We start from the raw sequence: 14630 nt of genomic DNA, 5'->3' as shown, positions 1-14630 counted from the left end.
CCCGCGGTCCGCTGACCTATCCACGGCCTGTGAATCCGAGGCTACGGAGTCAGGATCACCTTCCCGGCCACCGTGCGTGACTCCGCCAGGGTCAGCGCCTCGGCCGCGCGGTCCAGCGGGAAGCGCGCGGCGACGTGCGGCACGATCACCCCGTCGGCGAGCAGTCCGAACACCGCGGTCAGGTCCTCGTTCAGCCGCTGCCGGAACGTCGCCAGCTGCCGGTGGCCGGACCAGAAGTTGTAGAAGTGCGCGGTCCGCGCGTTGGGCGAGGTGTTCCACATCGCGATCTGCGCGTAGATCTTGATGTACGGCAGCTGCGCCGACCCGGCCTCGTCCTTGGACGCGGCCGCACCGTAGGACACCAGCGTCCCGCGCTTGTTGAGCATGCGCCAGGACAGCTTCAGCCCGGGGCCGCCGACGTGGTCGAACACCGCGTCGACGCCGTTCGGCGCGAGCTCGGCGATCCGCCCGACCAGGTCGGGGTCCCGGTAGTCGACAGCGGTGGCGCCCAGCTTCTCCACGGTCTCGCGGTGGCGGGCCGAGGCCGTGCCGATGACGCTGATGCCGGCGTGCCGGGCCAGCTGGACCAGCGTCGAACCGACGCCGCCGCTGGCGCCCAGCACGACGATCGTCTGCCCGGGCCGGGCGTCCGCCACCCGGAACAGCATCTGACGCGCGGTGACGCCGTTGACGACGACCGTCTCCGCGTCGGCCGGGTCGACGCCGTCGGGCACGGCCACCAGGTCGGCCGCGTCGACCAGGACGTGGCTGGCCCAGCCCCCGACCTTGGTGACGACCGCGAACCGGCGGTCACGCAGGCCGGGGTCGACGCCGGGGCCGAGCTCGGCCACCGTGCCCACGGCGTCGTAGCCCGGCACGAACGGGAACGGCGGCTGGCCGTAGTACCGGTTGAGGCGCATCTGCTGCTCGGCGAACGAGACGCCGGTCGCCTCGACACGTAGCAGCACCTTTCCCGCCTCCGGTGCCGGCAGCTCACGGTTACGGATCCGGAGGCCGCTCGGCTCGACGACACCGGGCAGGACGACCTCGGTGGTCAGTGTCACGATGGGGTTCCTATTCGGGAGAGTGGTCGGCCGAGAACGGCGTGCTGACGCCCTGGTAGGCGAGGTGCAGGATCATGCCGTTCGCGCCGTGCTGGAAGTTGTGGCAGTGGTCCATCCAGATGCCGGGGTTGTCGGCGACGAACTCGATCTCGTACACCTCGCCGGTGTCGACGTTGAGCGTGTCGGTCCACCACGGACTCCCGGTGGCGGCGTCGCCGTTGCGCGAGATCACCCGGACCCGGTGCCCGTGCAGGTGGAACGGGTGCTGGATGGTGCTGCGGCTGGCGATGCGGATCCGCACCCGGTCACCCTCCGCGACCTCCAGCGACGGCACGGCCGGGTAGAGCCGGCCGTTGATCAGGCTGCTGACGTAGGAGAGCCGGCCCTCGCTGAACCCGAAGCCGTCGTCGAGACGCAGGTCGAACGTGCGCTGGTAATCGCCGGTGGCGGGCGCGGACCCGGACCCGTAGGTCAGCGGATCGAACTGCCCGCCGCCCGACGTCGAGACCGGGCCGGCCTTCCCGTCCGGGCTGAACGTCACCGACGCGCCGTCGACGGCCGCGGTGACCGCACCGGACGGCATCGTGAACGTGACGTCGAAACGCCCGCCCGCGGCCAGCGTCAGTTCGGTGCCCGGCGCCAGCGGCGTCGCGCCCTGCACCGGGTTGCCGTCGATGGCCGCGACCCGGAACCGGGTGCCGCCGATCACCACGGGCTGCGGTTCCTGCGAGCTGTTGATCAGCCGGAGCCGGACGTCGCGGCCGGACGGGACGGCCTGGCGCTCCGGCCCGGTCAGCGTGGTCCGCTCGCCCGGCCAGATGTGGGTGAACACCGTCCGTTCGACACCGTCGAAGGGCTCCTCGACGACAAACGCCCCGAACAACCCTTTCTCGACGTTGTGCAGGCCGTCGCGGTGCGTGTGGTACCAGAACGTCCCGGTCCGGTCGGGGACGAAGCGGTACACGTGCTTCTCCCCCGGGCGTACCGCGTCCTGCGTGACCCCGGGGACGCCGTCCTCGGCGTTGGGCACGTCCACGCCGTGCCAGTGCACGGTGACGCCCTCGTCGACATCGCGGTTGACCAGCGTGACCTCGACGAGCTGACCGACCTTCGCGCGGATCTCGGGGCCCGGTGACGTCCCGTTGAACGTGAGCCGGTCGCCCTGACGAGCCGCGGTGAGCGTCGTCCTGACGTCCGGCGCCCGGTCCTTCGGGCCGGTGAGCTGGTCGACGCTGCGCTCGCCCCGTCCGCCGTGCTGGTGGCCGCCACCGGCCGCGTTGGCCTGACCGGCGATCAGCAGCGTCACGACCGGGACGAGCAGGAACGCCGCCGTCTTCCAGGGCAGGCGCGCCGCCCGGGCCTCCGAGCGGCCGGCCGCGACCGAGACGACGCCGACCAGCGCGAGCGCCAGCGCGGAGCCGCCGAGGATCGCGGCGGCGTCGGACGGCGGGAACGGCGTGAGCAACCACCACACCGACAACGCGCCGGCGGCCGCGCTCACGTGGGCCGCGGTCCGGGTCGGCTTCCCGGCCGCCCAGGCGGCGGGTAACAGCGCCAGCGGCACCTGCACGGTGAGGCGGGAGTCGACCAGGAGGAACCCGCCGCCGAGCATCAGGCCACCCGCGAGCGCGAGGCGCCCGACCGCGAGGGCCGCGAGGGCGATCAGCCAGCGGCGGGTCGCTGTGACAGCGGCGATCGGCGCGACGATCAGCGTCAGCAGCGCCAGCGTCAAATCCGCGAAGAGAAGAATTGCTTGCACCGCACCACGGTGCGTTTCCGGGCCGCCGATTCGCATCGGCAACCACTACCTAGACGACCGATCTAGGCACCAAGATCGGCGATCCGGCGCGCCCGATCGGGCCTATCGTGCATCGCGTTCACCTTCCCCGTCCGCAATTCGGAGCAACGCATGTCCACTGCAGTTCAATCACGGACCGCCCGCCGCCGCTGGTGGTGGTCCGGCTGGGGGCTCGTGGCCTTGGGGGCGGCCGCGACCACCGCGTATTTCGTGCCGCCGTACCTGGTCGGGGGCTCGCGGGTGCCCGACATCGACCGGGAGACCGCCGGGTACTACACCAGCCTGGTGATCCACGCGGTGCCCGCCGGAACCGCGTTGATCACCGGCCCGCTGCAATTCGTGGCGCGCATTCGGATCCGTTATCCACGCGTCCACCGGGCGTTGGGCTACGTGTATCTGATCTCGATCGTGGGCGCCTCGGCGGCCGGTGCGTATTCCGCCGCGGTCACGAAGAGCGGATTCGCGTTGCAGGTCGCGTTCTTCGTGCTCATCGCCGCGTGGCTCTACACGGCGGCGAAGGCGTTCACCACGATCCGCCGGGGCGACGTGCAGCTGCACCGGATCTGGATGGTGCGCAACTACTCGCTCACGTTCGCCGCGGTGACGCTGCGGCTCTACCAGGTGCCGCTGATCGCGCTGATGAACTCCGTCGACTGGCTGGAGTACCGGGAGGTCTACACGGTCAGCGCGTGGCTGTCGCTGCTGGGCAACGTGCTGGTCACCGAGTACTTCATCGTTCAGCGGACGCTGGCCCCGCTGGCCCGCCGGAGGAAAGAAGCTCCGGTCGGTCCTTCAACTGTCGGCGTGAGCTGATCCCGAGCTTGCGGAAGATGTTGCGCAGGTGGGCGTCGACAGTGCGTTTGCTGATGAACAGCGCGACGGCCACCTCATTCGACGTGGCGCCCTGCGCCACCAGCCGGGCGACGGCCACCTCCTGGAGCGTGAGGCCCTCGTAGGTGGCCTCGGCGGGCCGGCCGACGGGCTCCCCGGCCGTGCGGAGCTCGTCGGCGGCGCGGGCCGCGAACGCCTCGGCGCCCGCGGACGTCAGCAGTTCGTGGGCGGTCCGGAGCTGCTCGACCCCGTCGCGGCGGCGCCCCTCGCTCCGGAGCCACTGCCCGTAGACCAGGTGCGCCCGGCCGCGGTAGGGCGCCAGCGGCGTCTCGGCGAGGAGCTCGACGGCCTCCCGGTAGTGCTCCTCGACCCCGGTCACCAGCCCACGCGCGTAGGCGGCGACACCGCGGCCGGTCACCGTGCCGCCGGCCTGCGAGCGCTCGGTGAGCGACGCCAGCGCCGCGGTGGCCACCTCGTGCTCGCCGCAGCGCACGGCGGCCTCGACCAGCTCGGGCAGGGCCGGTCCGTCGAGGAAGATCTCGTCCGGCGCGGTCGCGGCGCGGGCGGCGGCCAGCGCGGCCGGGTAGTCGCCGAGTCCGTTGTGCAGCACGGCGGTGGTCCAGTGCAGGTTCGTGACCTGGCCGGTGCCGCGCGCGGTGAGCGCGCGGGCCGCGGCCTCGAAGAGGTCGTTCGCGTCGTCGCGCCGCCCGCGGAACGCGGCCAGTTGCAGCCGGGGGTAGACCAGCGGCGGTTCGCCGGCCGCGTCGGCGATAGCGCCCTCCTCCGCCACCGCGGCGAGCGCCCGCCCGACGTCGCCGCGCAGCGTGGCGTCGGTGGCCTGCTGGGCGAGGCCGAGGCGCAGCAGCATCGGCGACCCGGCTCCGCGGCCGGCCTTCACCAGGTACTCGGCGATCGCGGCGATCGCGTGCGGGTCGTAGAGCTGGCTGGAGATCATCGTGGCCAGGCACGGCCAGCGGCTCCACATCGGGCGGTGGTCCCCGGCGAGCAGCGGCAGGGCGGCGGCGTGGTCGCCCGCGGCCAGCCTGATCAGCGCGTCGAGGATGTCCGGTGACCCCACCGGCGGTGCCTCGGCGCGGGCGGTCGCCAGGATCTCGGTGACGAACCCACCGCCGCGGCCGACGACGAGGCTCATCTCGAGCGCGTCGAGGTAACACTCGCGGGCGGCGGCCGGGTCGGTGAGCCGCCGGGCGGCCCGCGCCGTCAACGCCGGTCCGGTGCCGTCCCCGGGGCGGGTGAACGCGATCCGTCCCTGCAGCAGCTCGACGCGGGCGCGCTGGGCCTCGTCGAGCGCGACCGTCTCGATCGTGGTGAGCAGGTCGCCGGCCGCGTCGCCGCTCCCGGCCTCGAGGTGGGCGCGTGCGGCGTCGAGCGTGCGGGCGACGCGCCGCTCGGCGTCGGGTGAGAGCGCGGCCGAACGCTCCAGGAACGCCGCGGCCGCCGCGACTCCCCCGCGGGCCTGGGCGCGGGCGGCACTGCGGGCCAGCTCGGCGGCCACGTCGGCGTCCGGGCTCACCGTGGCCTGGGCGCGGTGCCAGGCCCGCCGGTCCGGTGCGGTGACCGCGTCGGTGGCGTCGGCGAGCGCGCCGTGCACGATCCGGCGCTCCTCGGCCGACGCGGCCCGGTACACCGCCGAGCGGGCCAGCGGGTGACAGAACCGGATGCGCGTGCCGAACTCCACCAGCTCGGCGGCCTCGGCGTCCGCGCTCGCCCGGTCCACGTCGACGTCCAGTGCGGTGGCGGTCGACCAGAGCAGGTCGGGGTCGCCGGTCGGATCGGCGCTCGCGATCGTCACCAGTACGCGGGCGGCCCCGGGGAGCGCGGCCAGCCGGCGCTGGAACGCGTACTCGACCCGGCTCGGCACCGACCCGGCCTCGGGCGGCGCGAACCCACCGGCACGCGGCAACTCGAGCAGGGCCAGCGGATTGCCGTGCGCCTCGGCGACGAGCCGGTCGCGGACCCGCTCGTCCAGCGGGAACGGGCTGCGTGCGGCCAGCAGCTGCCGGGCGTTCTCGTCGCTCAGCGCGGGCACGGCCAGCTCCGGCAGGGCGGCCAGCTCACCCAGCACCGCCGGGGTGCGGATCGCGAACACCATCGCGACCGGGTCGGCGGCGACCCGGCGGGCCAGGAAGACCATCGCCGCCCGCGACGCCGAGTCGAGCCACTGCGCGTCGTCGACGACGCACAGCAGCGGCCGGCGCCGCGCGGCCCCGGTGACCAGCTCGAGCAGCGCGAGCCCGACGCGGAACGGCTCGGGCGCCCCCGGCGTCAACCCGAACGCCACCCGCAGCGCGGCCGGGATCTCACTCGTCCGGTCGAGGATCGGCACGCACAGCTGATGCAGCGCCGCGTACGGCAGCTCCTGCTCGAACTCCGTCCCGGACGCACGCACCACGGTGGCCCCGGAAGCCCCACCGGTGGCCGCGTCGAGCAACGCACTCTTCCCGATGCCCGCCTCGCCGCTCAGCACCACCGCCCCACCACGCCCCGCCCGCGCCGCCGCCACCAGGTCGGCGACCCGCCGAGTCTCGGCCTCCCGGCCGAGGAGGAGATCGGGCTTCGGAACCACAACGTGCATGCCGGAACGGTAGATGATCATCGCTAATCGGGCACAGTCGGCAGTCTCCCGCGGGGTCGCCGCTGCGCCTAGAGTCCCCGTCATGGCGGACGCGGTCGTGATACCCGGTCGGGCGTTCGGGCCCGGTGCGCCGCTGCCGATGTACGCCGGGGACGTCGCCGGGCGGCGGGGGGCGCGGGTGCACCGGCACGACTGGTCGGAGACGCCGCCGGTGTCGACGCCGGTGAGTTGGGTGCGGGCGCAGATCTCGCCGCTGCTGGGCGGCGCCCCGCTGCTGATCGGGAAGTCGCTCGGGACGCTCGCGGCGCCGTTGGCCGCGGAGCGGTCGCTGCCCGCGGTCTGGCTCACGCCGCTGCTCACCACCCCGGAGGTCGTCGACGCCCTGGAGCGGGCGAGTGCGCCGTTCCTGCTCGTCGGCGGCACCGCCGACAGTGCGTGGGACGGGGCGGTCGCGCGGCGGCTCACCCCGCACGTGGTCGAGGTCGCGGACGCCGACCACGGGATGTACGTGCCGGGGCCGCTCGCCGACTCGATCGCGGTGCTGGGCCGGGTCGCCGAGGCCGTCGAGGCGTTCCTGGCCACGATCCGCTGGCCCTGAGCGGCCGGGCGCCTCACCGGTACTGCGTCCGTCACTCCATTCTCTCCTACCTCACGGAAAGCAACACGACTAAAATCGACATTCCCGCCACCAACCGTCCCTCCTAGGGCAAGGTGCACGCATGGAGATCGGACGACGGCGGTTCCTCGGGTACGTGCTGGCCGCGCCGACCCTGGTCGCGGCGGCGGAACTGTTCCCGGCCGGGGCCGCGGAGGCGTTCGACATCACCGAGATCGTCGACCTCAACGACGCGATGACGCTCGCGGCGGCGCCGACCGCGAACCTGATCTCCGTGGTCGTGAACGCCGACGGCTCGGTGTCGTTCGCCCTGCCCCGCGCCGAGGTGGGGCAGGGCATCACCACCTCGACCGCGATGCTGATCGCCGAGGAGCTCTCGGTGCCGCTCGACCGGGTGCGGGTCACGCTCGCCGACGCCCGCCCGGAGCTGGTGTTCAACCAGCTCACCGGCGGCTCCAACACCACGTTCTCGACGTACCTGCCGATCCGGGTCGCCGCGGCCGTCGCGAAGAAACGCCTCCTGGACGCCGCCGCGGCCCGGCTCGGCACCACCGCGCTCACGCTGACCGACGGCGTCGTCAGCGACCGCGCCGGCCGGAAACTGTCGCTGGGCGACCTCGCCGTCAAGGCCGCGAGCGGCGTCGACGAGCGCGTGGCGGTGCAGCTCACCGCACCGAAGAACTTCACCGTCATCGGGACGCCACGCAAACGGATCGACGCGCTGGCCGCGGTGACCGGGCGCAAGACGTTCGCGATGGACCTCGACGTGCCGGGCGCCAAACCGACGATGGTGTGCCGTCCGCCCACCCTCAACGGGACGGTCGGCTCGGTGGCCAACCTGGCCGAGGTCCGCGCGATGCCCGGCATCACCGACGTGGTGACGATCTCCACCGGGGTGGCCGTCCGCGCCGAGACGTTCGGTCAGTGCATCGACGGTGTGCGCGCGCTCCGCGTCGACTGGGGACCCGGAACGGCGGAGGGGAAGTCCGACGCGGACGTGCTCGCCGAGCTCCGCCGGGCCGAGCTGCCGCTGGGGCCGAAACCGCTCACGCCGACGCTGGAGAGCACGTTCACGTTCTACTTCCGGGGCAACAGCGCGCTGGAGCCCAACTGCGCGGTCGCCGACGTGCGTGCCGGCCGCGCCGAGATCTGGGCGGGGCTGAAGTCGCCGATCGTGGCCCAGCAGACGATCGCGGCGAAGCTCGGGTTACCGGTGTCGGCGGTGACCGTGCACGTCGTCGAGAGCGGCGGTTCGTTCGGCCGCAAGCTCTTCTTCGACGCCGCACTGGAGGCCGCCGAGGTGTCGAAGGCGGTCGGCAAGCCGGTGAAACTGCTGTGGCACCGCGCCGACGACGCCCGGCAGGGCCGCACGCACCCGATGGCCACCTCGCGCGTGCGCTTGTCCCACGTCGGCGGGAAAGTCGTGAGCTTCGAGCAGCGGCACACGAGCGTGTCGACGGACCTGAGCCACGGGCTCGGGGAGATCTTCACCGCGGTGGTGGCGAAGCTGCCCGTCGGCGACGCCGGGTTCTCGCAGACGTTCTTCCAGCTCAGCCAGTCGACGCCGTACAAGTTCGGGGCGGTGAGCCGGTTGCTGGCCGAGACCGGCACGGGCTTCAACACCGGCAGCATGCGCAACGTCTACTCCCCCGACGTGACGTGCGCGCGTGAGCTGATGATCGATCAGCTGGCGTCCACCCTCGGCCAGGACCCGTACGAACTGCGGCGCGGGCTGCTGCACGACTCCCGGGCCCGGGCGGCGCTGGACAAGGTCGCCGACGTGGGCGACTGGGGCCGGTCGATGCCGGAGGGCACCGCCCAGGGCATCGCGCTGCACACCGAGTACAAGTCGGTGAGCGCGGCGCTGGTCGAGATCGACAACCGGCCGGGGACGGTCGGCCGGAAGGTCCGCGAGGGCGTGACCGGGCCGCGCGTCACCAAAGTCGTTTTCGCCGTGGACGTCGGCCTGACCGTGAACCCCCGCGGCCTGGAGGCCCAGATGATGGGGTGCATCTCCGACGGGATCGCGCTGGCGCTGACCTCGAGCCTGCATCTGCGGGACGGGTACTTTCTCGAGGCCTCCTGGGACAACTACTTCTACACGCGCCAGTGGAACACCCCGCTGGACCTGCGGGTCATCGTGCTGCCGAACTCCTCCGACCACCCCGGCGGCGCCGGCGAACTCGGCGTGGCCACCGCGTTCGCCGCCGTGGCCTGCGCGTACGGGCGCGCGACCGGGCGGATGCCGACGAGTTTCCCGATCAACCACGGCACGGTCTCGTTCCCGGTCAAGCCGACGATCCCGCCGGTCCCGCCCTCTCCCACGGACGGATTGAGCTATGCCTGAGCACACGTTCCGCGTCAACGGCGAGCAGGTGACGGTCGACGTCCCCGACGACGTCCGTCTGCTGTGGGTGCTCCGCGACGTCCTGGGCATCACCGGCCCGAAGTACGGGTGCGGGATCAACGTCTGCAAAGCCTGCACCAGCCACCTGAACGGCAAGGCCGTGAACCCGTGCGCGATCCCGGTCGGGAACGTGAAGCCGACCGACGAGGTCACCACGATCGAGGGGTTGCCCGCCACCGTCGGCAAGGACCTGCACCCGATGCAGGAGGCCTGGCTGGACGTGGACGTCGCGCAGTGCGGCTACTGCCAGCCGGGGCAGATCATGGCGGCGGTCGCGCTGGTCGAGCGGGTGAAGGCCGAGGGGCGCGAGATCACCGACGCGGATCTGGACGGGTTACGCAACATCTGCCGGTGCGGCACGTACGTCCGCATCCGTGAGGCGGTCCGCGCGGGCGCGGCGAAGATGTAAGGCCGTCAGCTCGACGTCACATGATCGGCCAGCGGGTCAGGGCGAGAACCAGGAACGCGACCAGGACAACGGTGACGACGCCGCAGATCACCGTGTTCTTGCGGCCCACCACCACCCGTTCGGGGTTGTTCACGTCGTACCGGACCGTGAGCTCCGTCCCGGTCCGGTACGACGGCCGGCCGCTCCAACTGCGGTCGCTGGAGCGGATCACGCGGCCGTCCGGGGTGTGGAACTGCACGATCGACTGGTACATGCCGCCACCGTTCTCACCCCGGTGCGGGTCGTACACGTTGTCGACGACGGTCGCCGACGTCGCCGGCCAGCCCTTCATGCGCGCGAGGTCGCGCACCGTCAGCCCGCCGAACAGGGCGATGAACAGCACGATCACGAGCAGGAAGAGGACGTCCATGCCCCGCAAGATATCCGGGCTCTCCTCCGTGCTCCGACCGATGTCGGATAGCCGTCGTCCGGCGACTGTGGACCGGATCGCCGACGCGGTCGACCGCCGTTCCGGGAAATACTTGCTCCTACGGAAAGCGCGAAGTACTTTCTAGTGGAGAAAGTACTTCCCCGAAGCGCTGGAGGACGTCATGTCGGTACCGACCCCCGAGGAAGCCCAGCACGCACTGCGCGACGTCGAGACGCGGACGCAGCAGTCGGTGGACGGTTCGCGATCGTCGCGGTGGTGGTGGATCGGCGGCGGCGCGGCGGTGATCGCCTACGGGCTCGTCGGCGAGTTCGCCCCGGGCTTTCTCGACGACTGGGGCACGACGATCGTCGGGTTACTGATCGTCCTGGCGGTCCTCTCCACCACGCGGTGGGGCGCTCCGCTGCTCGGCCGGCGCACCCAGCCGCGGCGCCAGAGCGCCTCGCGGCAGGTGCGCCTGGGTCTGATCGGCGTACTGGGGTCGCTCGTGCTGATGTTCGTCCTGATGCGCCTGGACGTTCCGCACCTGGCGCTCGGCGTCTCCATCGTGGGCGGTCTGCTGCTCGCGTTCGCCGGGCCGTGGTGGGAGCACCGCATGCTGGCCCGGCGATGACCGAGCCGCAGCTGGACCAGCAGCTCCTGGAGCCGGTGCGGCTCTCGATCGTGGCGCTGCTGGCCGGCACCGAGTGGGCGGAGTTCGCCTTCGTGCGCGACTCGGTGCAGCTCACCGACTCGGCGCTGTCGAAGCGGATCTCGAGCCTGAGCGAGACCGGGCACGTCGAGGTACGCAAGGGCTACGTCGGCAAGCGGCCACGCACCTGGATCAGGCTGTCCGACGCCGGGCGCGTCGCGTTGAGCGCGCACATCGCCAGGCTGCAGCAGATCGCCACTCAGGCCGGGCAGACGACCGCCCGGCCCGAGTAGCGCTCAGCCCAGCTCGATCAGGAGGTCGCCGCCCTCCACCTGCTGCACCGCGCCGATCGCCCGGCGACGCACCGTGCCCGCGCGGCCCACGGTGATCGAGGCCTCCATCTTCATCGCCTCGATCGTCGCGACGACCTGCCCGGCCGCCACCTCGTCGCCCTCGCCGACCTGCAGCGTGACGACGCCGGCGAACGGCGCGGCCACGTGGGCGTCGTTCGCCCGGTCGGCCTTCTCGGCCGCCGTCACCTCCGAGGCGACGGACCGGTCGCGCACCGACACCGGGCGCAACTGCCCGTTCAGCGTCGTCAGCAGCGTCCGGTAGCCCCGCTCGTCCGGTCCGGACACCGCTTCGAGCTCGATCAGCAGCGTGACGCCCGGCTCGAGCTCGACCGTGTGCTCCTTCGCCTCCTCCAACCCGTAGAAGAAGTCCTTCGAACTGAGCACCGAGGTGTCGCCGTACTGCTCGCGGTGGGTGTCGAAGTCGCGGGTCGGGCCGGGGAACAACAACCGGTTGAGCGTCGCGCGCCGATCGGCGGCGAGGCCGTCGCGGTCCTCGTCGGACAGCGACGCCTTGTCGGCCGCCGGCGCCCGGCCTTCGAGCGCCCGGGTGCGGAACGGCTCCGGCCAGCCCCCGGGCGGCGTGCCCAGCTCGCCACGCAGGAACCCGACGACCGAGTCCGGCACGTCGAAACTCGCCGGGTCCTTCTCGAAGTCCGCCGCGCTGACGCCCGCCCCGACCAGGTGCAACGCCAGGTCCCCGACGACCTTCGACGACGGCGTGACCTTCACCAGCCGGCCCAGCATCCGGTCGGCGGCGGCGTAACAGTCCTCGATCAGCTCGAACCGGTCGCCGAGGCCGAGCGCGATCGCCTGCTGACGCAGGTTCGACAGCTGACCACCGGGGATCTCGTGGGTGTAGACGCGCCCGGTCGGCGACGCGAGCCCGGACTCGAACGGCGCGTAGACCTTGCGCACGGCCTCCCAGTACGGCTCCAGATCGCTCACCGCGGCCAGCGAGAGCCCGGTGGCGCGCGCGGTGTGGTCGGTGGCCGCGACCAGCGCGGAGAGCGACGGCTGCGAGGTCGTGCCGGCCATCGACGCGACCGCGCCGTCGACGGCGTCCACCCCGGCGTCGATCGCCGCGATCAGCGTGGCGAGCTGGCCGCCCGCGGTGTCGTGGGTGTGCAGGTGCACCGGCCGGTCGAAGCGTTCACGCAGCGCCGTGACCAGCGTCCGGGCCGCCGGCGGGCGGAGCAGCCCGGCCATGTCCTTGATCGCCAGCACGTGCGCGCCGGCGTCGACGATCTGCTCGGCCAGGCGCAGGTAGTAGTCGAGCGTGTAGAGGCTCTCCCCGGGGTCCGACAGGTCGGCGGTGTAACAGAGCGCCACCTCGGCGAGCATCGTGCCGGTGCCGCGCACCGCGTCGATCGCCGGGCGCATCTCGCCGATGTCGTTGAGCGCGTCGAAGATCCGGACGATGTCCATGCCGCTGTTCGCGGCCTCCTGGACGAAAGCGTCGGTCACCTCGGTGGGGTACGGCGTGTACCCGACGGTGTTGCGGCCACGCAGCAGCATCTGGGTGCAGATGTTCGGCGCCGCGGCCTTGATCGCGGCCAGCCGATCCCACGGGTCCTCGGCCAGGAACCGCAGCGCGACGTCGTAGGTGGCGCCGCCCCAGCACTCCAGCGAGAGCAGCTGGGGCACCGTGCGCGCCACGTAGGGTGCGACCGCGACCAGGTCCTTCGTCCGCACCCGGGTGGCGAGCAGCGACTGGTGAGCGTCGCGGAACGTGGTGTCGGTGACGGCGACCGCGGTCTGCTCACGCAACGACCGCGCGAACCGCTCGGGGCCGAGTTCACGGAGCAGCTGCGCGGATCCGGCCGGCGCTTCCGCGTCCAGATCGACGTGGTCGGGCAGTTTCCGGGACGGCTCGACGACGACGGGCCGCGCCCCGTTCGGCTGGTTGACTGTCACCTCGCCCAGGTACTGCAGCACGCGGGAGCCGCGGTCGGCCGACGGGCGGGCACGCAGCAGGTGCGGGCGGTCCTCGATGAAACTCGTGGTGACCCGACCGGCCTGGAAGTCCTCGTCCTCAAGCACCGCGGCCAGGAACGCCAGGTTCGTGGCGACGCCCCGGATGCGGAACTCGGCGATCGCGCGCCGGGCCCGGCGGGCGGCGTTGGCGAAGTCGTGGCCGTGGCAGGTGAGCTTCACCAGCATCGAGTCGAAATGCGCGGAGACCTCGGCGCCGACGTGCACGGTGCCGCCGTCCAGGCGCACGCCCGGCCCGCCCGGCGACCGGTACACCGAGATCGTGCCGACGTCGGGCCGGAAGCCGTTGGCCGGGTCCTCGGTGGTGATGCGGGTCTGCATCGCGGCGCCGTTGAGCGTGATGTCGTCCTGCGTGAGGTGCAGTTCGGGCAGCGTCCGCCCGGACGCGATGCGCAGCTGGGCGATGACCAGGTCGCGGTCGGTGACCTGCTCGGTGACCGTGTGCTCGACCTGGATGCGCGGGTTCATCTCGATGAAGTGGTGGTTGCCGCGTTCGTCGAGCAGGAACTCCACGGTGCCGGCGTTGACGTAGCCGATGCGCTGGGCGAAGTTCACCGCGTCGGCGCAGATGCGGTCACGCAGCGCCGGGTCGAGGTTCGGCGCCGGGGCGATCTCGACGACCTTCTGGTGGCGGCGCTGCACCGAGCAGTCACGCTCGTAGAGGTGGACGACGTTGCCGGCGCCGTCGGCGAGGATCTGCACCTCGATGTGGCGCGGGTTGACCACGGCCTGTTCGAGGAAGACGGTCGGGTCGCCGAACGCGGACTCGGCTTCGCGCATCGCGACCTCGATCGCTTCGCGCAGGCCGTCGGGGTGCTCGACCCGGCGCATGCCGCGGCCGCCACCGCCGGCGACGGCTTTGACGAAGACGGGGAAGTCGAGGTCGGTGGCGAGCAGTTCGTCGACGTCCGACGACGGCGCGGACGATGTCAGCACCGGAACCCCGGCCTCCCGGGCGGCCGCGACCGCGCGCGCCTTGTTGCCGGTCAGGTGCAGCACCTCGGCCGGTGGGCCGACGAACGTGATGCCGGCCTCGCGGCAGGCGTGCGCGAGCTCCGGGTTCTCGGAGAGGAACCCGTAGCCGGGGTAGACCGCGTCCGCGCCGGCCTTCTTCGCGGCCCGGATGATCTCGTCGACCGACAGGTACGCGCGGACCGGGTGGCCGGGCTCGCCGATCTGGTACGCCTCGTCGGCTTTCGCGCGGTGCAGCGAGTTGCGGTCCTCGTGCGGGAACACCGCGACGGTGGCGACGTCCAGCTCGTACGCCGCCCGGAACGCCCGGATCGCGATCTCGCCCCGGTTGGCCACCAGCAGCTTGCGGAACATCAGCTTCCCCCGGAGCTCGGGAACTCCCACGTCACCGCGAGTCTTGTCCAGTTCCCCACCCCTGACAACGCCGCCGCCCTATGTGACCAGAGATCTATGAGCGGACGTAGGCACCTTCGGGCCCACCGACGCACCGGGACAACATGGCGGTCCCGGAACACCCTTGCAGCGGAAGGCAGG

11 protein-coding genes are annotated in these 14630 nt (G+C 72.3%); 6 read left to right on the top strand and 5 right to left on the bottom strand.

The features are described from left to right. Positions 1–41: 41 nt before the first annotated feature. Together ABD437_RS17670 and ABD437_RS17665 are read right to left on the bottom strand one after the other, a co-directional pair. Positions 42–1067, bottom strand: coding sequence for a medium chain dehydrogenase/reductase family protein (locus ABD437_RS17670; RefSeq protein WP_425558181.1), 1026 nt, complete (start codon positions 1065–1067; stop codon positions 42–44). A 7-nt stretch (positions 1068–1074) separates the two neighbouring features. Beyond that, positions 1075–2823 (bottom strand): multicopper oxidase family protein, encoded by a 1749-nt coding sequence (locus tag ABD437_RS17665; protein ID WP_344649934.1) that lies wholly within the window; start codon positions 2821–2823, stop codon positions 1075–1077. Between the two features lie 150 nt (positions 2824–2973). Between ABD437_RS17665 and ABD437_RS17660 the strand changes: the two genes are divergently transcribed. Continuing rightward, positions 2974–3675: a DUF2306 domain-containing protein gene (locus ABD437_RS17660; RefSeq protein ID WP_344649933.1), complete on the top strand. Its 702-nt coding sequence runs from the start codon at positions 2974–2976 to the stop codon at positions 3673–3675. On the opposite strand, the gene ABD437_RS17655 is transcribed toward ABD437_RS17660, so the two are convergent. Further along, positions 3593–6289, bottom strand: coding sequence for an ATP-binding protein (locus tag ABD437_RS17655; protein ID WP_344649932.1), 2697 nt, complete (start codon positions 6287–6289; stop codon positions 3593–3595). The genes ABD437_RS17660 and ABD437_RS17655 overlap by 83 nt on opposite strands. 82 nt (positions 6290–6371) lie before the next feature. Between ABD437_RS17655 and ABD437_RS17650 the strand changes: the two genes are divergently transcribed. From ABD437_RS17650 to ABD437_RS17640, 3 genes are all read left to right on the top strand, one after another. After that, positions 6372–6887, top strand: a complete 516-nt coding sequence (locus ABD437_RS17650; protein ID WP_344649931.1) for an alpha/beta hydrolase — start codon at positions 6372–6374, stop codon at positions 6885–6887. A gap of 121 nt (positions 6888–7008) precedes the next feature. Then, positions 7009–9252, top strand: a complete 2244-nt coding sequence (locus tag ABD437_RS17645; protein ID WP_344649930.1) for a molybdopterin cofactor-binding domain-containing protein — start codon at positions 7009–7011, stop codon at positions 9250–9252. Further along, positions 9245–9721, top strand: coding sequence for a (2Fe-2S)-binding protein (locus ABD437_RS17640; RefSeq protein ID WP_344649929.1), 477 nt, complete (start codon positions 9245–9247; stop codon positions 9719–9721). Before ABD437_RS17645 ends, ABD437_RS17640 begins: the two co-directional genes overlap by 8 nt. 16 nt (positions 9722–9737) lie before the next feature. On the opposite strand, the gene ABD437_RS17635 is transcribed toward ABD437_RS17640, so the two are convergent. Then, positions 9738–10130: a DUF3592 domain-containing protein gene (locus ABD437_RS17635; protein WP_344649928.1), complete on the bottom strand. Its 393-nt coding sequence runs from the start codon at positions 10128–10130 to the stop codon at positions 9738–9740. A 181-nt stretch (positions 10131–10311) separates the two neighbouring features. Here ABD437_RS17635 and ABD437_RS17630 point away from each other — a divergent pair, with 181 nt between their 5' ends. After that, positions 10312–10761, top strand: a complete 450-nt coding sequence (locus ABD437_RS17630) for a hypothetical protein (protein ID WP_344649927.1) — start codon at positions 10312–10314, stop codon at positions 10759–10761. After that, positions 10758–11072, top strand: coding sequence for a winged helix-turn-helix domain-containing protein (locus ABD437_RS17625; RefSeq protein ID WP_344649926.1), 315 nt, complete (start codon positions 10758–10760; stop codon positions 11070–11072). The genes ABD437_RS17630 and ABD437_RS17625 overlap by 4 nt, the downstream gene beginning before the upstream one ends. Positions 11073–11075: 3 nt before the next feature. Here the strand turns inward: ABD437_RS17625 and ABD437_RS17620 are convergent, their stop codons facing one another. Further along, positions 11076–14450: a pyruvate carboxylase gene (locus ABD437_RS17620; protein WP_344650169.1), complete on the bottom strand. Its 3375-nt coding sequence runs from the start codon at positions 14448–14450 to the stop codon at positions 11076–11078. Positions 14451–14630: the final 180 nt, after the last annotated feature.

The sequence above is a fragment of the Cryptosporangium japonicum genome (genome assembly GCF_039524755.1).
GTDB lineage: Bacteria > Actinomycetota > Actinomycetes > Mycobacteriales > Cryptosporangiaceae > Cryptosporangium > Cryptosporangium japonicum.
This window is presented reverse-complemented; position numbering and strand designations above follow the sequence as displayed.

Coding starts and splice junctions, on each gene's coding strand:
- ABD437_RS17645 (WP_344649930.1), top strand. CDS start 7,009: ATGGAGATCGGACGACGGCGGTTCCTCGGGTACGTGCTGGCCGCGCCG.
- ABD437_RS17630 (WP_344649927.1), top strand. CDS start 10,312: ATGTCGGTACCGACCCCCGAGGAAGCCCAGCACGCACTGCGCGACGTC.
- ABD437_RS17660 (WP_344649933.1), top strand. CDS start 2,974: ATGTCCACTGCAGTTCAATCACGGACCGCCCGCCGCCGCTGGTGGTGG.
- ABD437_RS17650 (WP_344649931.1), top strand. CDS start 6,372: ATGGCGGACGCGGTCGTGATACCCGGTCGGGCGTTCGGGCCCGGTGCG.
- ABD437_RS17620 (WP_344650169.1), bottom strand. CDS start 14,450: ATGTTCCGCAAGCTGCTGGTGGCCAACCGGGGCGAGATCGCGATCCGG.
- ABD437_RS17625 (WP_344649926.1), top strand. CDS start 10,758: ATGACCGAGCCGCAGCTGGACCAGCAGCTCCTGGAGCCGGTGCGGCTC.
- ABD437_RS17655 (WP_344649932.1), bottom strand. CDS start 6,289: ATGCACGTTGTGGTTCCGAAGCCCGATCTCCTCCTCGGCCGGGAGGCC.
- ABD437_RS17640 (WP_344649929.1), top strand. CDS start 9,245: ATGCCTGAGCACACGTTCCGCGTCAACGGCGAGCAGGTGACGGTCGAC.
- ABD437_RS17635 (WP_344649928.1), bottom strand. CDS start 10,130: ATGGACGTCCTCTTCCTGCTCGTGATCGTGCTGTTCATCGCCCTGTTC.